Raw genomic sequence first — 19251 nt, 5'->3', positions numbered from 1 at the left:
ACACGGTAACATTGAGATCGCTATGAAATATCAACAACTTGAAAATCTTGAAAGCGGTTGGAAATGGAAGTATCTGGTGAAGAAGCACCGCGAAGGGGAGTTAATCACCCGTTACATAGAAGCCAGTGCCGCCCAGGAAGCCGTCGATGTGTTGCTCTCGCTGGAAAATGAACCCGTGCTGGTAAATGGCTGGATTGACAAGCATATGAATCCGGAACTGGTCAATCGCATGAAGCAAACCATTCGGGCCAGACGGAAGCGCCATTTTAATGCGGAACACCAGCATACGCGCAAAAAATCGATCGATCTGGAATTTATTGTCTGGCAACGTCTGGCTGGTCTTGCGCAGCGTCGCGGTAAAACGCTTTCTGAAACGATTGTTCAGCTGATTGAAGATGCGGAAAACAAAGAGAAATACGCGAATAAAATGTCTTCTCTAAAGCAGGATCTGCAGGCATTGCTGGGTAAGGAATAACTGTCGAAAGTCAGTTCAATTTACGCAAGGCGAAAAAAAACCCCGCAGCTGCGGGGTTTTTCTATCAGACGATAACTTAAGCCTGCGGCTGAGTTACAACGTCTTTGATGCCTTTAACTTCGATCTCTACGCGACGATCCGGAGCCAGGCAGTCGATCAGCGCAGCACGCTGTTTCACGTTGTCACAGGTGTTGCCAGTAACCGGGTTGGATTCACCCATACCACGTGCAGAGATTTTGTCTGCCGGGATACCTTTGGAGATCAGGTAATCAACAACGGACTGAGCACGACGCTCGGACAGACCCTGGTTGTAAGCGTCAGAACCGATGCGGTCAGTGTAACCCAGAACAACTACGGAACCATCTTTCGGATCCAGGTTGCTCAGCTGGCTGTACAGCTGATCCAGAGCAGCCTGACCTTCCGGTTTCAGGGTTGCTTTGTTGAAGTTGAACAGAACGTCAGACTTCAGAGTGAAGTGCTTGGTCTGTACTTCCGGTGCCGGAGCTGGTGCCGGAGCAACTACTGGAGCTGCTTCGCCCTGACCGAAACGGTAGGAAACACCCAGGCTCAGCAGGCCGTTGTCCGGACGAGTACCGATGGTGTGTGCGTCACCGATGTTGTTGGTCCACTGGTATTCCAGACGGGTAGCGATTTCAGGAGTGATCGCGTACTCAACACCGCCAGCGAAGACCGGAGAAACACCGGTATCGTGGTCTTTAAAGGATGCGCCACCAGGTACGTTAGCCTTGGTGTCTGCACGCCATACCATACCACCCAGACGAGTGTAGATGTCCAGATCGTCAGTGATTGGGTAACCCAGTTTGGCGGTCAGTTGAACGCCCTGAGCTTTATATGCGCCATTGATGTTGTCGCCTTTGTACGGCATACGACCTAACCAGTCGTAACCCATTTCAAAGCCAACATACGGGTTAACCTGGTAACCACCAAAAGCACCTGCACCCAGTTGGTTTTCGTGGGTCGGACCATTGTTGTTGATGAAACCAGTGTCATGGTACTGGGACCAGCCCAGTTTAGCACCAGTGTACCAGGTGTTATCTTTCGGAGCGGCCTGCGCTACGGTAGCGAAACCAGCCAGTGCCACTGCAATCGCGATAGCTGTCTTTTTCATTTTTTGCGCCTCGTTATCATCCAAAATACGCCATGAATATCTCCAACGAGATAACACGGTTAAATCCTTCACCGGGGGATCTGCTCAATATTAACTCTACCGATATCTTCGGCTTATGCCGAGCACCCCTGGCGATGTAAAGTCTACAACGTAGTTGAAAACTTACAAGTGTGAACTCCGTCAGGCATATGAAAAAAAAGTCTTGTATAAGGTACGTTTAATCTTTTTTGTCAGCGACAATTTACAGAAGAAAATCGCGGAAACCGCTTCAGACAAGCCTCTGCAAGGAAAATTAGTCACGACTGAAAGCATTGGCTGGGCGACAAAAAAAGTTCCAGGATTAATCCTAAATTTACTTAATGATACAAATTAGAGTGAATTTTTAGCCCGGAAAGTTGTCTCGTTGCGTGAGAGGATGCGCTTACCGGACGCATAATAAACCCCATAGCGTTACCTTCATTTGCCGCATCAACAAGTTCAGCATGCTCTTCTTCAGTCAAATCATCTGCCAACCAACCGATCACCACACTGTAATTGCCCGTGCGTAAAGCGCGAACCATTGACTCCACAGTGTGGCAAGGGGAGAGCTGGCTAATCTGCATCACTTTCGTTAAGGGTAGCCCAGATGCCTGAACCCATTCCCGACTCAGTTTTTGTTGCGGTGTTAACCAGAGTTGCCAGCGCGATTGCTGACCGAGTTGCTGTAACAATGGCAACAGTAGAAGTTGCGTCATCATGGGCTGATCTTCGCGATAGACAACTTCACTGATAAGCCCGGCTGTAGTGTTTTCCGTAGAGACACGCGCAATTTTACTTGCTGCGGATGAGAACGACGAAGAACGATGTGCATAGCCTGAAGTGTACATAATCAATCCAGCCCCTGTGAGTTACTGTATGGATGTACAGTACATCCAGTGACGACAAAGATCAACCCTATTTTCGGAAAGAGCCTCGCAAATTTTGTCGTTAGTGACGGGAAAACATAAATTAATCTTGCCCCTTAAGAATAAGTTGCCTATTTTCGTAGTTAACGGATCCGTTAATGTGAATCATTCTTTTATGTTATGATTTTAAAAGGAATTTTATGAAAAGTCTCTCCTATAAGCGGATCTATAAATCACAAGAATACCTGGCAACGTTGGGCACAATTGAATACCGATCATTGTTTGGTAGTTACAGCCTGACCGTTGACGACACGGTGTTTGCGATGGTTTCTGATGGTGAGTTGTATCTTCGGGCTTGTGAGCAAAGTGCACAGTACTGTGTAAAACATCCGCCTGTCTGGCTGACATATAAAAAGTGTGGCCGATCCGTTACCCTCAATTACTATCGGGTTGATGAAAGTCTATGGCGAAATCAACTGAAGCTGGTGCGTCTGTCGAAATATTCTCTCGATGCAGCGCTGAAAGAGAAAAGCACGCGCAATACCCGGGAAAGACTGAAAGATTTGCCCAATATGTCTTTTCATCTGGAAGCGATACTCGGGGAGGTGGGGATTAAGGATGTACGGGCGTTACGTATACTTGGGGCAAAAATGTGTTGGTTGCGACTGCGGCAGCAAAACAGTCTGGTGACAGAAAAGATTCTGTTTATGCTTGAAGGGGCCATTATCGGCATTCATGAAGCTGCGCTCCCGGTGGCACGCCGCCAGGAGCTTGCAGAATGGGCTGACTCTCTTACGCCGAAACAGGAGTTTCCTGCGGAACTTGAGTAATCTGGCGTTGCAGACGACCAATCTCTGGCAGTAATGCAATCAATAACCCGACTTGTTGTACGACCAGAGGTTCTTTGCTGTCTGCCCGTGGTTCAAGTTGCTGCATCCGCTGTTTCAGGTCAGCTAATGCCTGATTGACGCGTTCTTCATCAGCAGGTTGATGATGTAGCGCGTCATCAACATAGCAAACTGCGTCATCAAGAAACGCCAGAATTTCAGGATTAGTTAACTGCTCCCGGTGAGCACCGAGGGCTGAGATATAGCTGGTAAACGTATGGTTAAGGCACAGCAACCGAAACGCAGCCTCGCGAATTTGCGGGGTAACGTTCGGCTCGCTGGACATATTTGACACCACCGACGCCAGTTCAGCATCACGGTTGTGTGCATCGCGGCGGGCAATACGATACGCCAGACGGTTATCACGCCCTTGATGGTATTGCTCCAGTATGGCATCGAGATAGCGACAGTTGGCCTCGGTGGCACGTTCGAGCATGCGCGGCAGATTGCGAAACTTCCAGTCAGGCCAGATGTAGCTCACCGCCGCCCACGCAATGGCACAACCAATCAGCGTATCGATTACGCGAGGTAACGCCACTTCAAAACCTTCACCCAGCAAGTTAAAACAAAGTAGCACCAAAAGTGTGATGAACATCGTTGCATGGGCATATTGCACGTTACGGAAGGCAAAAAAGAGCACGCCGGTAATAACCAGCAACACCAGCTGCCCTTCCAGTGACGGCACAAACCACAGCACAGGAATGCCAATGGCGATACCTACCAGCGTACCAATAATCCTTAACTTCAGGCGGTGGCGCGTGGCGTTATAGTTTGGCTGGCAGACAAACAAACTTGTCAGCAAGATCCAATACCCGTGATGCATTCCGGTTATCTGAATGATGGCGTAGCCGAAGCACAACACCAGCGACATTCTTACCGCATGACGGAAGAGGGCGGATTCCGGTGTGAAGTGACGGCTAAGACGCAGCCAGATATCACTCAATCCGTGCGGGCTGTCATCAGCGAGCTCATTTTCGTCATTATTATGGGGCAGTGCCTGGGCCTGTTCTGATTCAATTGTTGCCAGTTGGGCATCAATAGCGCGTAAATTGTTCAGCAAAAATCCCAGTGTTTTGAGTAAATCGGCAGGCGCGCCGTTATCGCGCATCCGCTCCAGCGCAGCATCAATATGCGTAAAAGCGCGCTCAAAATGCGGATCATGTTGATAAGGCTGACGCAGCAAAATACAGCGTGACAGTTGCTGGCACGCCTGGCCCTGCATCGACATCAGTCGCTGAAAACGGAACAGCACGTCGCTGTGGCGAAAATGTTCACGCAATGTTTGATACTGAATATGAGAAGAGCTGGCACGCTCGTGAATATCCTGCGCGACAAAGTAATAATGCAGCGTGCGACGCGTTCCCCGTTGACCACGATCGCCACGTAAGCGGGTCAGCAGCGAGAGTTTCGTCTGATTCAATGTCGCCATCAGCTGACCGTTGGCGAGAGCCAAATCGTACAGCGGTGCCTGGCTTTCATCTTCAATATCAGGATCAAACATGCGTGACTTGAGCTCAAGGTAACGCGCCAGTTGTTCATAGCAACGCGCCAGGTTGTCCTGCAGCGGGCGGACCGGGAACAGTAGATGACCAATAAGTGTCAGGACGTTGTACCAGACGGCACCGGCCAGCAGATACATCGGCTGCTGATACCAGTGCTCATACAGTGACGTCCCCAACATAGTGTAAATGGCGATCAGTAACGCACCGAAGGCAATTGTTGCATAGCGTTGACCCAGACCGCCGAGCAAAATGAAGCCGCTGGTAGAGAGCGTTAAACCAATTGCAAATAGCCAGGGCCAGGGAAACAGCAATTCTACTGAGGCCGAGGCGATAAAAAAGCAGAACAGCGTAATGATGAGGTTACGCAAACGTCCCGCCAGCCGGTCATCGAGATCGGTCAGCGCCGCTGCCACCATCCCCAGCGTCAGCGGAATCGTCAGTTTTACATCACCCAGCCACCACGGAAACGCTGTGGTTCCACAAAGCGCAATAAAAATACGCGCGTAATACAGCCAGGCGCTGTTCCAGGTATAGCGTTTGAGCAAAGGACTTAGCATAAAGGCCATATTAGTGGATTATTCAAAACGACGACGTGCATTGGCTTCACGCGCAGCTTGCGCTGTTTCTACCGATACCACGCGACGACCGACCGGCCATAGTGCAATAGCGGCAATTTTAAAGTTCGCAATGCCGACAGGAATGCCAATGATGGAAATACATTGTGCGATGCCCGTTGCAATGTGCATCAGGCATAACCACCAGCCAAAGAAAATCAGCCAGAAAATATTCAATACCGTACCGCCAGTATTCAGCAGCACATTTTTGCCAGCCGGGTTCAGTTCATCGACATGAATAGCTTCATTGCCATAAGGCACCAGAGACAGTTTAGTGATCTCCCAGCAGGATCGTGTCAGCGGTAAGGTAAAAATCAGCACAATACTGACCAGAGTCGCCAACAGCCAGCCCAGAGTGGTGGCAAATCCGCCAAGCACAAAGTTCAGAATGTTCAAAACGGTACGCATAAAACCTCGCTTTACTGTGGTTTTCAGTAATGGGCGGCAATTGTAACGTTTTTTTGGGCTGGAGCACGTTTTCTCTGACGGTTACACTGATAAGAAATAATTTCGTGTGGATCTACAGAGTCATGGAACTGAAAGCGACAACGCTTGGAAAACGTCTGGCACAGCACCCTTACGATCGGGCGGTGATCCTCAATGCCGGGATTAAAGTCTCCGGCGATCGCCACGAATACCTTATTCCTTTCAATCAATTACTGGCAATTCACTGTAAGCGCGGTCTGGTATGGGGCGAGCTGGAATTTGTACTGCCGGACGAAAAAGTGGTGCGTCTGCACGGCACCGAATGGGGCGAGACGCAGCGTTTTTACCATCATCTTGATGCTCACTGGCGGCGGTGGAGTGCGGAGATGAGCGAAATTGCGGCAGGTGTTTTACAGCAGCAACTGGATTTGATTGCCACGCGCACCGGAGAAAATAAATGGCTGACGCGTGAGCAAACTTCTGGCGTGCAGCAACAAATCCGCCAGGCTTTGTTGGCGTTGCCGTTGCCGGTCAACCGACTGGAAGAATTCGATAACTGCCGTGAGGCGTGGCGTAAATGTCAGGCCTGGTTAAAAGATATTGAAGGCGCTCGGTTGCAGCATAATCAGGCGTATACCGAAGCTATGCTTACCGAGTATGCGGATTTTTTCCGTCAGGTTGAGTCTTCACCGCTGAATCCGGCACAGGCCCGGGCAGTCGTTAACGGCGAGCATTCTCTGTTAGTGCTGGCCGGTGCAGGAAGCGGAAAAACGTCGGTGCTGGTGGCCCGTGCAGGCTGGTTGCTGGCGCGTGGTGAAGCGTCCCCTGAGCAAATTTTATTGCTGGCGTTTGGTCGCAAAGCAGCTGAAGAGATGGACGAGCGTATCCGAGAACGACTACATACCGAAGACATTACCGCGCGCACGTTTCACTCGTTGGCGCTGCATATTATTCAGCAGGGTAGCAAAAAAGTGCCGACAGTCAGCAAACTAGAAAATGATACCGCTGCCCGTCATGAACTCTTTATTGCTGAGTGGCGTAAGCAATGCAGCGAAAAGAAAGCGCAGGCGAAGGGCTGGCGGCAATGGCTGACGGAAGAAATGCAGTGGTCAGTGCCAGAAGGTAACTTCTGGGATGATGAGAAATTACAGCGTCGTCTTGCTTCTCGCCTCGATCGCTGGGTAAGTCTGATGCGAATGCACGGCGGTGCACAGGCAGAAATGATTGCCAATGCACCTGAAGAGATTCGCGACTTGTTCAGTAAACGTATCAAGTTGATGGCCCCGTTATTAAAAGCCTGGAAAGGTGCGCTGAAGGCAGAAAACGCTGTCGATTTTTCCGGCCTTATTCACCAGGCGATTGTGATTCTGGAGAAAGGTCGCTTTATCAGCCCGTGGAAGCATATTCTGGTTGATGAATTTCAGGATATCTCGCCGCAGCGTGCAGCGTTGTTAGCGGCATTACGCAAGCAAAACAGTCAAACGACGTTGTTCGCCGTTGGCGATGACTGGCAGGCGATTTACCGTTTCAGCGGTGCGCAAATGTCGCTCACCACCGCTTTCCATGAAAACTTTGGTGAAGGCGATCGCTGTGATTTAGACACGACTTACCGTTTTAACAGTCGTATCGGTGAGGTGGCAAACCGTTTTATTCAGCAGAACCCTGGCCAGCTGAAAAAGCCGCTAAACAGCTTAACCAATGGAGACAAAAAAGCCGTCACGTTATTGGATGAGAGTCAACTTGATGCTTTGCTGGATAAGCTCTCTGGTTATGCCAAACCGGAAGAGCGCATTCTGATCCTGGCGCGTTACCATCACATGAGGCCTGCCAGCCTGGAAAAAGCGGCAACACGCTGGCCGAAGTTGCAAATCGACTTTATGACCATTCATGCCAGCAAAGGGCAACAGGCGGATTACGTCATCATCGTTGGCTTGCAGGAGGGGAGTGATGGTTTTCCGGCTGCGGCGCGGGAGTCGATTATGGAAGAGGCGCTACTACCCCCGGTTGAGGATTTTCCGGACGCTGAAGAACGGCGGTTAATGTACGTGGCGCTGACCCGGGCACGCCATCGGGTATGGGCATTGTTTAACAAAGAGAATCCCTCTCCCTTTGTCGAAATACTGAAAAATCTGGATGTGCCGGTGGCGAGAAAACCGTAGGAAACAGGTGGCGTTTGCCACCTGTGTAATATTACTTCAGACGGTCCGCGAGATAACGCTGATAATCGGGGATCAGAATATCGACCGCGTCGTTGAAATGCGGTGACTGGATAATGAAGTCTGCCGTTGCCACGTTGGTGGCAACCGGAATGTTCCATACCGTCGCCAGACGCAGCAAGGCTTTCACGTCAGGATCGTGCGGCACGGCATTTAGTGGGTCCCAGAAGAAAATCAATACATCAATTTTCCCTTCTGAGATCAATGCGCCAACCTGCTGGTCACCCCCCATTGGGCCACTCAACATCGCGTTGACGTTCATGCCGGTTGCACGGGAAATCAAGTTACCGGTAGTGCCTGTTGCATACAGTACGTGTTGTTCCAGTAACGGTTGATGCCGTTCCACCCAGCTCATCAGCATTTGTTTGCAGTGATCGTGTGCCACCAGCGCAATATGTTTCCGCGCAGGTAAAGTACGTGTCGTCAGTTCCATAATGTACATCCGTAGTTAACTTTCCTACAGATTACTGTAAGCACTTATCGCTGCAAGAGAAAGACCGAAAAAGCCTGCGCACAGGCACAAAAATCTCAGGAAGATGGTTGTTTTTCCGCCCATTGCAGAAAAGTATTTCGCGTTTGTGGGTCAGCCAGTTTAAACCAATACTTCAGCCGTTGTTCTGTGAGCACCTGAGACTGCGGTGGAATAGCATCCAGCTCGGAAACACCCGAAAGCAGCGTACTGTCATCTGCCATCATCGTGGCAAATTGCGGTAGTGAAGCGCGTTTCGCGGATTTGTTATAACGTTCAACCTCGACCTCATAATCAATCGTTTTTGCCGTTGAGGTAATGGCGAGAATATCCAGCTTTACCGGAATCGGCGTCGCATCGCCATCCAACAATTCAAGGCGCGGCGCGGCATCAAAATGGTTAGCTTCCCGCTCATTCTCCAGGCGAGGCAGGCGAAAATTGACCTGGTTGATGAGCTGGGTATTAAAAATGACCACTAGTGGTGGGGAGATATACAGCCGTTCTTCACTATTGGAAAGATGAATCGTCTTCTCAACGCGAAACACTAACTGATGTGGTCCATTATCCAGTTCAATGCTGTCCGCACCGCGCAGCAGAGAGCTGGAAACCTTCTTGCCGTCGAGTACCAGAAGATCGACATCGGTTGAAAGCCGCAGCGTGGTGGCAAAAACGGATACCGGCAAACATAATGCAATCAAGGTGGTCACGATGCCGGTTTTCATAGGTAGCTCCTGTCAAAAGACCGCCCGAATAATAATGTGTCAAAATTTTTCTTTAATCATACTTACTAACATATAGACATAATTCCCGCTTTTGCTCTCATTCATTCGTATTAGCTGCATGGTTGGCATGTCGGCTTTGTCGTACACTTTGTTAAACAGTCTGGAGGAAATAATGAAAGAAACCGATATTGCAGGCATTTTAACGTCCACTCACACCATTGCGCTGGTGGGGGCAAGCGACAAACCCGATCGTCCCAGCTATCGCGTGATGAAATATCTACTCGACCAGGGGTATCACGTCATTCCGGTTTCACCAAAAGTTGCCGGCAAAACGCTGCTGGGCCAGCAGGGGTATGGCACGCTGGCAGAAGTTCCGGAAAAAGTCGATATGGTCGATGTTTTCCGTAATTCAGAAGCGGCGTGGGGCGTGGCGCAGGAAGCGATCGCCATTGGCGCGAAAACCCTCTGGATGCAACTGGGGGTGATTAATGAGCAAGCGGCAGTACTGGCACGGGATGCCGGGTTAAATGTGGTGATGGATCGCTGCCCGGCTATTGAGATCCCTCGCCTGGGCCTGGCCAAATAAAAAATCCCCGGAAGGCCAAAACCTTCCGGGGATTTGTTCAGGGATTAGTTACGCAGACGCGGGGCCTGAAGTTGTTTGCGGATGGTCTGCGCCAGCTCATCCATGGATGGCTGTTCAGGATGTTCATCCTGCAATTCGCTACTTAGCTGGGCTTCAGCCAGGTAGGTATGAACCGGTAGGCCGTTATCGTCCTCCATCACCACGTGATACCACGGAGCGGCGCGAAGCTCGTCATTCACCGCCAGCTCATCAGGCGACGGTTCAGAGAGCGAATAAACCGGGTCGATATCCACGACCACTCCGAGATAACCTAACAGGGAATGGCGGACCTGCTGGCCGATACCGAATTTGCTGGCAATCATAGTCACCTCCCGGGAAATCTTTACCTTTGATATAAGGGTAAAATTCCACATTTCAAGTTACATGACGCGACAGGCAAACCCTTTCAGATATAGCCCTTCCGGGTAGGTAGCGATCACCGGATGATCGGCTGCCTGACGGAACTGCTCTATAAATTGTACATCACGACCGGCATCAATTGCGGCATCCGCGATGATTTTCTGAAATAAATCGCTGGTCATCAGACCGGAACAGGAGAAAGTCAGGAGAACTCCGCCTTCATTCAGCAACTGAATCGCCAGCATGTTGATGTCTTTATAGCCACGACACGCGCCCATCAACTGGCTTTTATTCTCAACAAACTTCGGCGGGTCCATCACGATAACGTCAAATTTTTCACCGCGATCGCGATAAGTACGCAGCAATTTAAAGACATCATCACGGACAAACTCAGCCTTGCTCAGATCCAGTTTGTTCAGCTCAACATTCTGCCGTGCAATATCCAGCGCTTCCTGGGAGGTATCAACGCTGACAACCTGGCTGCAACCGCCCATCAATGCCGATACGGCGAAACCACCGGTATAGGAAAAACAGTTCAGTACGCGTTTATTTTCAACGTAGCGGCGGGTAGCCAGGCGGCTGTCACGCTGGTCCAGGTAGTAGCCCGTTTTGTGCCCGTGCTGTATGTCCACCAGCAGCTTCATGCCGTGTTCTTCAATCGGCAGCAGGGCAGGCGGTAGCTCTCCGGTAACGGGGCCCTGGGTCAGCTCCATCCCTTCTTTTTTACGTACCGCAACGTCGCTGCGATCGTAAATTGCACATTCCGGGTACAGCGTTTGCAGGGCACTAATTAATGCTGCGCGCTGATATTCTGCCCCAGCACTCAGCAGTTGCAGTACCAGAAAATTACCGAAACGATCGATAGTAATACCCGGCAGGCCATCAGATTCTCCGGCGATTAAACGATAGCTGTCGAGGCCATCTTTTTGCGCCAGCCAGTCACGCCATTTTTGTGCTTGTTGCAAACGGCGGGTAAAAAAAGCAATGTCAATGGATTCAGAGGGGTCAAACGTCCAGACGCGCGCCCGGATTTGCGAAGCTGGCGAATAAGCGCCGCGTGCTAACCATTTTCCCTGATGATCAACAATATCGATGGTTTCACCGAGGTTGGCTTTACCTTCCATGCGGGCAACGGCCCCGGAAAAGACCCACGGATGGCGACGAAGTAATGATTTTTCGCGCCCTTTGGCTAACACTAAACGTACACTCATAATTTACTTTTCTGTCGATGCAAAGAAATGGGCGTCATTGTCCGGAGTTTTCCATGGATTTGCAACGCGTCCATTAAGGATAAGGAGAGCAGCAATGTCGAAAGTCTGCATAATTGCCTGGGTTTACGGGCGAGTTCAGGGCGTAGGATTTCGCTATACCACGCAGTACGAAGCGAAAAAACTCGGGTTAAGCGGCTACGCCAAAAATCTTGACGATGGCAGCGTGGAAGTGGTTGCCTGCGGTGAAGAAGGGCAGGTGGAAAAATTAATGCAGTGGTTAAAGAGTGGCGGCCCGCGTTCTGCACGTGTGGAACGGGTGCTCAGCGAGCCGCATCATCCCTCGGGGGAATTAACCGATTTTCGTATTCGTTAGATACATTTTACCGGTTTTGGCAGGCCAGCAATTTTGGTGGCTTGCTTAGCCGGACCTTTCGGAAACAGTCGGTATAGATAGCGGCTGTTACCTTTTTCTTCGCCAAATTTATTCGCCATCGCTTTTACCAGCATACGAATCGCCGGAGAAGTATTGAATTCCAGATAGAAATCACGCACAAAACGCACCACTTCCCAGTGTTCTGGTGACAGCGTAATCCCTTCGTTCTCTGCAATCACCACTGCCAGCGGCTCACTCCACTGGCTGCTTTCTTTGAGATAGCCTTCGGTATCCGTTTCTATCTCTTTACCTTCGAAGATCAGCATAATTATTACTACCTTAATCAGACTGGCGGCAGTGTAACAAAAAATAAAGCCCCGCATAAAGCGAGGCTATGAAAGTGTTAGCGGGTGAGATTAATCGCGGCTGGCGAAGCCCAGAATGCTCAGCAGGCTGACGAAGATGTTGTACAGCGAAACATACAGGCTAACCGTGGCACGAATATAGTTCGTTTCACCGCCATGAATGATGTTGCTGGTTTCAAACAAGATAGCGCCAGAGGAGATCAGAATGAAGACCGCGCTGATCGCCAGATACAGGGCAGGCAGCTGCAGGAAGATATTAGCAACCATACCAATCAGCACCACCACAATACCCGCCATCAGCATACCGCCAAGGAACGACATATCTTTGCGGGTGGTCAGCACATACGCAGAGCAGCAGAAGAACACTAACGCCGTTCCGCCCAGTGCCATAGCGATTACGTCACCCATTCCGGCAGACAGATAGGTATTCAGAATTGGTCCGAGGATATAACCCAGAAAACCGGTAAAGGCGAATGCGGAGATAATTCCGGTCGGCTTATTCGCCGTTTTATAGGTCAGGAACATCAAACCATACATACCCACCAGCGTCAGAATCAGACCCGGAGATGGCAGCATCAGCACCGTACTGGCAGTTGCGGTAATCGCCGAAAAGGCCAGCGTCAGGCTCAGCAGAAAATAGGTATTACGCAGCACCTTATGAGTGCTAAGCAGCGATGTACGGTCATGTGAAGAACTAACAATACGATCCATTGAGTCACTCTCTATGACAGATGTAATTAATTAAGCAGCATAATGATAATGCGTAAGGGCACCCAGAAGTTTTACCCATCTTTACGCATTTGATCTGGAACAGGTTTAACAGCGGATTATCAGGTCATTAAGCAAATATAACGCCCTGAGAATTTCGACAGGCAAAAGAAAAAGGGGTTAGCATTTAGCTAACCCCTTATCTTATTTGGCGGAAGCGCAGAGATTCGAACTCTGGAACCCTTTCGGGTCGCCGGTTTTCAAGACCGGTGCCTTCAACCGCTCGGCCACACTTCCGGAATGACGCGCACTATAAACATCCCGATGCGGCGTGTAAACCCCTAATTTGTTTGTTTGACTGAAAAACAGCCAAAAGTGCATTGATAGCGTGAAATAACAGCAGATTGATCATTTCATCACCATGAATTCCTTCTCTTTTACTCGTTTAGCAACCGGCTAAACATCCCCACCGCCCGGCAAAAAGAAAAATAGGTCCATTTTTATCGCTAAAAGATAAATCCACACAGTTTGTATTGTTTTGTGCAAAAGTTTCACTACGCTTTATTAACAATACTATCTGGCGACGTGCGCCAGTGCAGAAGGATGAGCTTTCGTTTTCAGCATCTCACGTGAAGCGATGGTTTGCCTTGCTACAGGGACGTCGCTTGCCGACCATAAGCGCCCGGTGTCCTGCCGGTGTCGCAAGGAGAAGAGACGTGCGATATGAATAACGAGGAAACATTTTACCAGGCCATGCGGCGTCAGGGCGTTACCCGGCGCAGCTTTCTCAAATATTGCAGTCTGGCTGCCACCTCGCTGGGATTAGGCGCGGGAATGGCTCCGAAGATTGCCTGGGCGCTGGAGAACAAACCGCGCATTCCTGTGGTGTGGATCCACGGTCTTGAATGCACCTGCTGTACCGAATCTTTTATCCGCTCCGCTCACCCACTGGCGAAGGACGTCATCCTTTCCCTGATTTCCCTCGATTACGACGATACCCTGATGGCTGCCGCCGGAACCCAGGCAGAAGAAGTCTTTGAAGACATCATCACGCAATATAATGGCAAATATATCCTCGCAGTAGAAGGTAATCCGCCGCTGGGCGAGCAGGGGATGTTCTGTATCAGCAGTGGTCGACCGTTTATTGAAAAACTCAAACGCGCCGCCGCCGGAGCCAGTGCGATTATCGCCTGGGGAACCTGTGCTTCCTGGGGATGCGTGCAGGCCGCGCGGCCCAATCCGACGCAGGCCACACCAATCGACAAAGTGATCACCGACAAACCCATTATCAAAGTACCTGGCTGCCCGCCGATCCCGGATGTGATGAGCGCCATCATTACTTACATGGTGACGTTTGATCGTCTGCCGGATGTCGACAGAATGGGCCGTCCATTGATGTTCTATGGTCAGCGTATTCACGATAAATGTTATCGCCGCGCTCACTTTGACGCCGGAGAGTTCGTCCAGAGTTGGGATGATGACGCTGCCCGCAAAGGTTACTGCCTGTACAAAATGGGCTGCAAAGGGCCTACCACCTATAACGCCTGTTCCTCCACACGCTGGAATGATGGCGTTTCTTTCCCAATCCAGTCTGGTCACGGCTGCCTGGGCTGTGCGGAAAATGGTTTCTGGGATCGCGGTTCGTTCTACAGTCGCGTAGTCGATATTCCACAAATGGGTACCCATTCCACCGCTGATACCGTCGGCTTAACCGCGCTTGGCGTGGTGGCTGCGGCTGTTGGTGTACATGCGGTCGCCAGCGCCGTTGATCAGCGCAGACGTCATAACCAGCAACCTACAGAAACCGAACAACAGCCAGGCAATGAGGATAAACAGGCATGAGCACTCAGTACGAAACTCAGGGATACACCATCAACAATGCCGGACGCCGCCTGGTGGTCGACCCGATTACGCGCATTGAAGGCCACATGCGCTGTGAAGTGAATATTAACGATCAGAATGTGATCACCAATGCCGTCTCCTGCGGCACCATGTTTCGCGGGCTGGAGATCATTCTGCAAGGGCGCGACCCGCGCGATGCGTGGGCGTTCGTGGAACGTATTTGCGGCGTCTGTACCGGCGTACACGCTCTGGCTTCGGTCTATGCCATCGAAGATGCTATCGACATTAAAGTGCCGGACAACGCTAATATCATTCGCAACATTATGCTGGCGACGCTCTGGTGCCATGACCATCTGGTGCACTTTTATCAGCTTGCCGGGATGGACTGGATCGATGTGTTAGATGCGCTGAAAGCCGATCCGCGGAAAACCTCCGAACTGGCGCAAAGCCTCTCCTCATGGCCGAAATCATCACCTGGCTATTTCTTCGATGTGCAAAACCGCCTGAAGAAATTCGTTGAAGGCGGCCAGTTGGGGATCTTCCGCAATGGCTACTGGGGGCACCCGCAGTACAAACTGCCGCCAGAAGCCAACCTGATGGGCTTTGCTCACTATCTCGAAGCTCTCGATTTCCAGCGTGAAATTGTCAAAATCCACGCGGTCTTTGGTGGTAAAAACCCACATCCAAACTGGATTGTTGGCGGGATGCCGTGCGCTATCAACATTGACGAAAGTGGCGCGGTCGGGGCGGTCAATATGGAGCGCCTGAATCTGGTGCAGTCGATCATTACCCGCACGGCGGATTTCATTAATAACGTGATGATCCCCGACGCTTTAGCCATCGGTCAGTTCAACAAACCGTGGAGCGAAATCGGCACTGGTCTTTCTGATAAATGTGTCCTTAGTTACGGGGCGTTCCCGGATATTGCCAACGACTTTGGCGAGAAAAGTCTGCTAATGCCTGGCGGCGCGGTGATCAACGGCGACTTCAACAATGTGCTGCCAGTGGATTTAGTCGATCCGCAACAAGTGCAGGAATTTGTCGATCACGCCTGGTATCGTTATCCCAACGATCAGGTCGGGCGTCATCCCTTCGATGGTATTACCGACCCGTGGTACAACCCCGGCGATGTCAAAGGCAGCGATACCAACATTCAGCAGCTGAATGAACAGGAACGCTACTCGTGGATCAAAGCGCCACGCTGGCGCGGTAACGCGATGGAAGTGGGGCCGCTGGCACGCACATTGATCGCTTATCACAAAGGCGATGCTGCGACCGTTGAGTCGGTCGATCGCATGATGTCGGCGTTGAACCTGCCGCTTTCCGGCATCCAGTCAACGTTGGGCCGCATTTTGTGCCGCGCGCACGAAGCGCAGTGGGCCGCAGGTAAGTTGCAATACTTCTTCGACAAGTTGATGACCAACCTTAAAAACGGCAATCTCGCCACCGCGTCCACTGAAAAATGGGAACCTGCAACCTGGCCGACAGAGTGCCGTGGTGTCGGTTTTACCGAAGCGCCGCGTGGAGCGCTAGGCCACTGGGCTGCCATTCGTGACGGCAAGATTGATCTCTACCAGTGTGTGGTGCCGACCACCTGGAACGCCAGCCCGCGCGACCCCAAAGGGCAAATTGGCGCTTATGAAGCCGCGCTGATGAACACCAAAATGGCGATCCCCGAGCAACCGCTGGAGATCCTGCGTACTCTGCACAGCTTTGACCCGTGCCTCGCCTGTTCAACACACGTGCTGGGCGACGACGGTAGCGAGCTGATCTCCGTGCAGGTGCGTTAACAGCGAAGGAGAATCATCATGCAACAGAAAAGCGACAACGTTGTCAGTCACTATGTCTTTGAAGCACCCGTGCGGATATGGCACTGGCTGACGGTGTTATGCATGGCGGTGTTGATGGTCACCGGTTACTTTATCGGCAAGCCGCTGCCTTCGGTCAGCGGTGAGGCGACGTATCTGTTTTATATGGGCTACATCAGGTTAATTCACTTCAGCGCCGGGATGGTTTTTACTGTGGTCTTGCTGATGCGGATCTACTGGGCTTTTGTCGGCAATCGCTACTCACGCGAGCTGTTTATCGTGCCGGTATGGCGTAAAAGCTGGTGGCAGGGCGTGTGGTATGAAATCCGCTGGTATCTGTTTCTGGCAAAACGTCCGAGTGCCGATATAGGTCATAACCCCATCGCCCAGGCGGCGATGTTCGGCTATTTCCTGATGTCGGTATTTATGATCGTCACCGGCTTTGCGCTGTACAGCGAACATAGTCAGTACGCTATTTTTGCGCCGTTCCGTTATGTGGTGGAATTTTTCTACTGGACGGGCGGCAACTCAATGGACATTCACAGCTGGCATCGGCTGGGGATGTGGCTGATTGGCGCGTTTGTGATCGGTCATGTCTACATGGCGCTGCGTGAAGACATCATGTCCGACGACACAGTGATCTCCACCATGGTCAACGGCTACCGTAGCCACAAATTTGGCAAAATAAGTAACAAGGAGCGTTCATGAGCGAGCAACGCGTGGTGGTAATGGGGCTGGGCAATCTGCTGTGGGCCGATGAAGGCTTCGGCGTGCGGGTGGCGGAACGGTTGTATGCCCATTACTACTGGCCCGAGGAAGTGGAAATTGTCGATGGCGGTACTCAGGGACTGAACTTGCTGGGCTATGTCGAAAGCGCCAGCCATCTGTTGATTCTCGATGCCATTGATTACGGGCTGGAACCCGGAACGCTACGAACGTATGCCGGAGAACGCATTCCGGCCTATCTCAGCGCGAAGAAAATGAGCCTGCACCAGAACAGTTTCTCCGAAGTACTGGCGCTGGCAGATATCCGCGGAAATCTGCCAGCACATATTGCCCTCGTCGGCCTGCAACCCGCGATGCTCGACGACTACGGCGGTAGCCTGAGCGAACTGGCTCTGGAGCAACTGCCCGCCGCGGAACAGGGGGCGCTGGCGCAACTGGCTGCGTGGGGAATTGAGCCGCAACCGGCTAATGAATCGCGCTGTCTCAATTATGACTGTCTGTCGATGGAAAACTACGAAGGCGTTCGCTTGCGCCAGTACCGGATGATGCTGGAGGAGCAGGAATGAGCAACGACACGCCATTTGATGCGTTGTGGCAACGTATGCTGGCGCGCGGCTGGACGCCGATCAGTGAATCCCGTCTTGACGACTGGCTTACGCAAGCGCCAGACGGTGTGGTGTTATTAAGCAGTGACCCGAAACGCACGCCAGAGGTCAGCGATAATCCGGTAATGATTGGCGAATTACTGCGCGAGTTTCCTGATTATACATGGCAGGTAGCGATTGCCGACCTTGAGCAAAGCGAAGCCATCGGCGATCGTTTTGGCGTATTTCGTTTTCCCGCCACACTGGTGTTTACCGGTGGTAGCTATCGCGGCGTGCTGAATGGTATTCACCCGTGGGCGGAACTGATAAACCTGATGCGCGGGCTTGTCGAACCGCAACAGGAGCGTGCCTCATGAGCGAAACTTTTTTCCATCTGCTGGGGCCAGGAACGCAACCGAACGATGACAGTTTCAGCATGAATCCACTGCCGATCACCTGTCAGGTGAATGATGAACCGAGTATGGCGGCCCTGGAGCAATGTGCTCACAGCCCGCAGGTGATTGCGCTATTAAACGAGTTACAACATCAACTAAGCGAGCGCCAGCCGCCGCTGGGCGAGGTGCTGGCAGTCGATCTGTTAAATCTCAACGCCGACGATCGTCACTTTATCAATACGCTTCTCGGGGAAGGGGAAGTGTCAGTGCGCATTCAGCAGGCTGACGACAGTGAAAGTGAAATACAGGAGGCGATCTTCTGCGGATTATGGCGGGTGCGCAGACGTTGCGGCGAACAGTTGCTGGAGGACAAACTGGAGGCTGGCTGCGTGCCGCTCGCGTTGTGGCAGGCGGCAACGCAAAACGTCTTGCCGACAGATTCGCTGTTACCGCCGCCCATTGATGGCCTGATGAATGGCCTACCGTTGGCTCATGAATTACTAGCACATGTACGTAATCCTGACGCGCAGCCGCACAGCATTAATCTGACGCAATTACCTATCAGCGAGGCTGATCGGCTTTTTCTCTCACGTCTCTGTGGGCCGGGAAATATTCAGATTCGCACCATTGGCTACGGCGAGAGCTATATCAACGCCACGGGGTTACGCCATGTCTGGCATTTACGCTGTACGGACACCTTAAAAGGCCCGTTACTGGAAAGTTATGAAATCTGCCCGATACCGGAAGTGGTGCTGGCAGCGCCAGAAGATTTGGTCGACTCTGCGCAGCGGCTTAGCGAGGTATGTCAGTGGCTGGCGGAAGGTGCACCGACGTAAAAAGACGGTAAGTATCGCTTTCAGTCTTATGAATATCGCAATCGGCGAATACCTCTGGTCGTAGAGTTTCAGGATAAAGAGGGAGATCTACCAT

Annotated in this window: 21 protein-coding genes and 1 tRNA gene; 11 read left to right on the top strand and 11 right to left on the bottom strand. The window is 51.5% G+C overall.

Annotation, left to right across the window (positions count from 1 at the left end; translation table 11 throughout):
- Positions 1–22 precede the first annotated feature (22 nt).
- Positions 23–475, top strand: a complete 453-nt coding sequence (matP, locus tag BEB42_RS01040; RefSeq protein WP_000877161.1) for a macrodomain Ter protein MatP — start codon at positions 23–25, stop codon at positions 473–475.
- A 76-nt stretch (positions 476–551) separates the two neighbouring features.
- On the opposite strand, the gene ompA is transcribed toward matP, so the two are convergent.
- On the bottom strand, positions 552–1604 hold the full coding sequence (gene ompA, locus BEB42_RS01035; protein WP_000750415.1) for a porin OmpA: 1053 nt from the start codon (positions 1602–1604) through the stop codon (positions 552–554).
- 356 nt (positions 1605–1960) lie between these two features.
- Entirely contained in the window at positions 1961–2470 is a 510-nt protein-coding gene (gene sulA, locus BEB42_RS01025; RefSeq protein WP_000288710.1) for an SOS-induced cell division inhibitor SulA, read from the bottom strand.
- A gap of 218 nt (positions 2471–2688) precedes the next feature.
- Between sulA and sxy the strand changes: the two genes are divergently transcribed.
- A complete protein-coding gene (gene sxy / locus BEB42_RS01020) occupies positions 2689–3318 on the top strand; it encodes a CRP-S regulon transcriptional coactivator Sxy (RefSeq protein ID WP_000839153.1) in 630 nt (209 codons plus the stop codon).
- On the opposite strand, the gene yccS is transcribed toward sxy, so the two are convergent.
- Together yccS and BEB42_RS01010 are read right to left on the bottom strand one after the other, a co-directional pair.
- Positions 3281–5443 (bottom strand): YccS family putative transporter, encoded by a 2163-nt coding sequence (gene yccS / locus BEB42_RS01015; RefSeq protein WP_000875038.1) that lies wholly within the window; start codon positions 5441–5443, stop codon positions 3281–3283. The genes sxy and yccS overlap by 38 nt on opposite strands.
- Positions 5444–5452: 9 nt before the next feature.
- Complete coding sequence (locus BEB42_RS01010; protein ID WP_001261235.1) at positions 5453–5899, bottom strand: YccF domain-containing protein; 447 nt, start codon at positions 5897–5899, stop codon at positions 5453–5455.
- Positions 5900–6021: 122 nt separating this feature from the next.
- On the opposite strand from BEB42_RS01010, the gene helD reads away from it, so the two are divergent.
- The gene (gene helD, locus BEB42_RS01005; RefSeq protein ID WP_001353312.1) at positions 6022–8076 is read left to right on the top strand and encodes a DNA helicase IV; all 2055 of its coding nucleotides are present in this window, start codon (positions 6022–6024) and stop codon (positions 8074–8076) included.
- A gap of 31 nt (positions 8077–8107) precedes the next feature.
- Here the strand turns inward: helD and mgsA are convergent, their stop codons facing one another.
- Positions 8108–8566 carry a methylglyoxal synthase gene (gene mgsA, locus BEB42_RS01000; protein ID WP_000424181.1) on the bottom strand — a complete coding sequence of 153 codons (459 nt, stop codon included), beginning with the start codon at positions 8564–8566 and terminating at the stop codon, positions 8108–8110.
- A gap of 95 nt (positions 8567–8661) precedes the next feature.
- Positions 8662–9324 (bottom strand): DUF2057 family protein, encoded by a 663-nt coding sequence (locus BEB42_RS00995; protein WP_000847782.1) that lies wholly within the window; start codon positions 9322–9324, stop codon positions 8662–8664.
- Positions 9325–9496: 172 nt separating this feature from the next.
- On the opposite strand from BEB42_RS00995, the gene BEB42_RS00990 reads away from it, so the two are divergent.
- Entirely contained in the window at positions 9497–9910 is a 414-nt protein-coding gene (locus tag BEB42_RS00990; RefSeq protein WP_000665218.1) for a CoA-binding protein, read from the top strand.
- A 44-nt stretch (positions 9911–9954) separates the two neighbouring features.
- Here the strand turns inward: BEB42_RS00990 and hspQ are convergent, their stop codons facing one another.
- Both hspQ and rlmI read right to left on the bottom strand, forming a co-directional pair.
- Positions 9955–10272 (bottom strand): heat shock protein HspQ, encoded by a 318-nt coding sequence (gene hspQ, locus BEB42_RS00985; RefSeq protein ID WP_001295356.1) that lies wholly within the window; start codon positions 10270–10272, stop codon positions 9955–9957.
- 57 nt (positions 10273–10329) lie between these two features.
- Positions 10330–11520 carry a 23S rRNA (cytosine(1962)-C(5))-methyltransferase RlmI gene (gene rlmI, locus BEB42_RS00980; RefSeq protein WP_000116275.1) on the bottom strand — a complete coding sequence of 397 codons (1191 nt, stop codon included), beginning with the start codon at positions 11518–11520 and terminating at the stop codon, positions 10330–10332.
- A 94-nt stretch (positions 11521–11614) separates the two neighbouring features.
- On the opposite strand from rlmI, the gene yccX reads away from it, so the two are divergent.
- Positions 11615–11893, top strand: coding sequence for an acylphosphatase (gene yccX, locus BEB42_RS00975; RefSeq protein ID WP_000048228.1), 279 nt, complete (start codon positions 11615–11617; stop codon positions 11891–11893).
- Here yccX and tusE read toward each other — a convergent pair.
- From tusE to BEB42_RS00960, 3 genes are all read right to left on the bottom strand, one after another.
- A complete protein-coding gene (gene tusE, locus BEB42_RS00970; RefSeq protein ID WP_000904443.1) occupies positions 11890–12219 on the bottom strand; it encodes a sulfurtransferase TusE in 330 nt (109 codons plus the stop codon). The genes yccX and tusE overlap by 4 nt on opposite strands.
- Before the next feature lie 90 nt (positions 12220–12309).
- Positions 12310–12969: an FtsH protease modulator YccA gene (yccA, locus tag BEB42_RS00965; RefSeq protein WP_105267115.1), complete on the bottom strand. Its 660-nt coding sequence runs from the start codon at positions 12967–12969 to the stop codon at positions 12310–12312.
- A gap of 206 nt (positions 12970–13175) precedes the next feature.
- A tRNA-Ser gene (locus BEB42_RS00960) sits at positions 13176–13263 on the bottom strand.
- Between the two features lie 426 nt (positions 13264–13689).
- On the opposite strand from BEB42_RS00960, the gene hyaA reads away from it, so the two are divergent.
- The 6 genes from hyaA to BEB42_RS00930 are packed head-to-tail and all read left to right on the top strand — an operon-like array spanning position 13690 to position 19157.
- Positions 13690–14808, top strand: coding sequence for a hydrogenase 1 small subunit (gene hyaA / locus BEB42_RS00955; RefSeq protein WP_001353311.1), 1119 nt, complete (start codon positions 13690–13692; stop codon positions 14806–14808).
- Positions 14805–16598 carry a Ni/Fe-hydrogenase large subunit gene (gene hyaB / locus BEB42_RS00950; protein ID WP_000107355.1) on the top strand — a complete coding sequence of 598 codons (1794 nt, stop codon included), beginning with the start codon at positions 14805–14807 and terminating at the stop codon, positions 16596–16598. Before hyaA ends, hyaB begins: the two co-directional genes overlap by 4 nt.
- An 18-nt stretch (positions 16599–16616) precedes the next feature.
- Positions 16617–17324, top strand: a complete 708-nt coding sequence (gene hyaC / locus BEB42_RS00945) for a Ni/Fe-hydrogenase b-type cytochrome subunit (RefSeq protein ID WP_001186429.1) — start codon at positions 16617–16619, stop codon at positions 17322–17324.
- Complete coding sequence (gene hyaD / locus BEB42_RS00940; protein ID WP_000003681.1) at positions 17321–17908, top strand: hydrogenase 1 maturation protease; 588 nt, start codon at positions 17321–17323, stop codon at positions 17906–17908. The genes hyaC and hyaD overlap by 4 nt, the downstream gene beginning before the upstream one ends.
- Positions 17905–18303, top strand: a complete 399-nt coding sequence (hyaE, locus tag BEB42_RS00935; RefSeq protein ID WP_000063963.1) for a hydrogenase-1 operon protein HyaE — start codon at positions 17905–17907, stop codon at positions 18301–18303. Before hyaD ends, hyaE begins: the two co-directional genes overlap by 4 nt.
- On the top strand, positions 18300–19157 hold the full coding sequence (locus BEB42_RS00930; protein WP_000004892.1) for a hydrogenase expression/formation protein: 858 nt from the start codon (positions 18300–18302) through the stop codon (positions 19155–19157). Before hyaE ends, BEB42_RS00930 begins: the two co-directional genes overlap by 4 nt.
- Positions 19158–19251 lie beyond the last annotated feature (94 nt).

The sequence above is a fragment of the Escherichia sp. MOD1-EC5990 genome, assembly GCF_002965285.1.
Taxonomy (GTDB): domain Bacteria; phylum Pseudomonadota; class Gammaproteobacteria; order Enterobacterales; family Enterobacteriaceae; genus Escherichia; species Escherichia coli_F.
The sequence above is the reverse complement of the archived record's forward strand: the minus strand, read 5'-3'. Positions and strand labels throughout refer to the sequence as shown.

Bases quoted from the DNA above. Each gene is read 5' to 3' on its own strand.
- matP (WP_000877161.1), top strand. From the start codon at position 23: ATGAAATATCAACAACTTGAAAATCTTGAAAGCGGTTGGAAATGGAAG.
- ompA (WP_000750415.1), bottom strand. From the start codon at position 1,604: ATGAAAAAGACAGCTATCGCGATTGCAGTGGCACTGGCTGGTTTCGCT.
- sulA (WP_000288710.1), bottom strand. From the start codon at position 2,470: ATGTACACTTCAGGCTATGCACATCGTTCTTCGTCGTTCTCATCCGCA.
- sxy (WP_000839153.1), top strand. From the start codon at position 2,689: ATGAAAAGTCTCTCCTATAAGCGGATCTATAAATCACAAGAATACCTG.
- yccS (WP_000875038.1), bottom strand. From the start codon at position 5,443: ATGGCCTTTATGCTAAGTCCTTTGCTCAAACGCTATACCTGGAACAGC.
- BEB42_RS01010 (WP_001261235.1), bottom strand. From the start codon at position 5,899: ATGCGTACCGTTTTGAACATTCTGAACTTTGTGCTTGGCGGATTTGCC.
- helD (WP_001353312.1), top strand. From the start codon at position 6,022: ATGGAACTGAAAGCGACAACGCTTGGAAAACGTCTGGCACAGCACCCT.
- mgsA (WP_000424181.1), bottom strand. From the start codon at position 8,566: ATGGAACTGACGACACGTACTTTACCTGCGCGGAAACATATTGCGCTG.
- BEB42_RS00995 (WP_000847782.1), bottom strand. From the start codon at position 9,324: ATGAAAACCGGCATCGTGACCACCTTGATTGCATTATGTTTGCCGGTA.
- BEB42_RS00990 (WP_000665218.1), top strand. From the start codon at position 9,497: ATGAAAGAAACCGATATTGCAGGCATTTTAACGTCCACTCACACCATT.
- hspQ (WP_001295356.1), bottom strand. From the start codon at position 10,272: ATGATTGCCAGCAAATTCGGTATCGGCCAGCAGGTCCGCCATTCCCTG.
- rlmI (WP_000116275.1), bottom strand. From the start codon at position 11,520: ATGAGTGTACGTTTAGTGTTAGCCAAAGGGCGCGAAAAATCATTACTT.
- yccX (WP_000048228.1), top strand. From the start codon at position 11,615: ATGTCGAAAGTCTGCATAATTGCCTGGGTTTACGGGCGAGTTCAGGGC.
- tusE (WP_000904443.1), bottom strand. From the start codon at position 12,219: ATGCTGATCTTCGAAGGTAAAGAGATAGAAACGGATACCGAAGGCTAT.
- yccA (WP_105267115.1), bottom strand. From the start codon at position 12,969: ATGGATCGTATTGTTAGTTCTTCACATGACCGTACATCGCTGCTTAGC.
- hyaA (WP_001353311.1), top strand. From the start codon at position 13,690: ATGAATAACGAGGAAACATTTTACCAGGCCATGCGGCGTCAGGGCGTT.
- hyaB (WP_000107355.1), top strand. From the start codon at position 14,805: ATGAGCACTCAGTACGAAACTCAGGGATACACCATCAACAATGCCGGA.
- hyaC (WP_001186429.1), top strand. From the start codon at position 16,617: ATGCAACAGAAAAGCGACAACGTTGTCAGTCACTATGTCTTTGAAGCA.
- hyaD (WP_000003681.1), top strand. From the start codon at position 17,321: ATGAGCGAGCAACGCGTGGTGGTAATGGGGCTGGGCAATCTGCTGTGG.
- hyaE (WP_000063963.1), top strand. From the start codon at position 17,905: ATGAGCAACGACACGCCATTTGATGCGTTGTGGCAACGTATGCTGGCG.
- BEB42_RS00930 (WP_000004892.1), top strand. From the start codon at position 18,300: ATGAGCGAAACTTTTTTCCATCTGCTGGGGCCAGGAACGCAACCGAAC.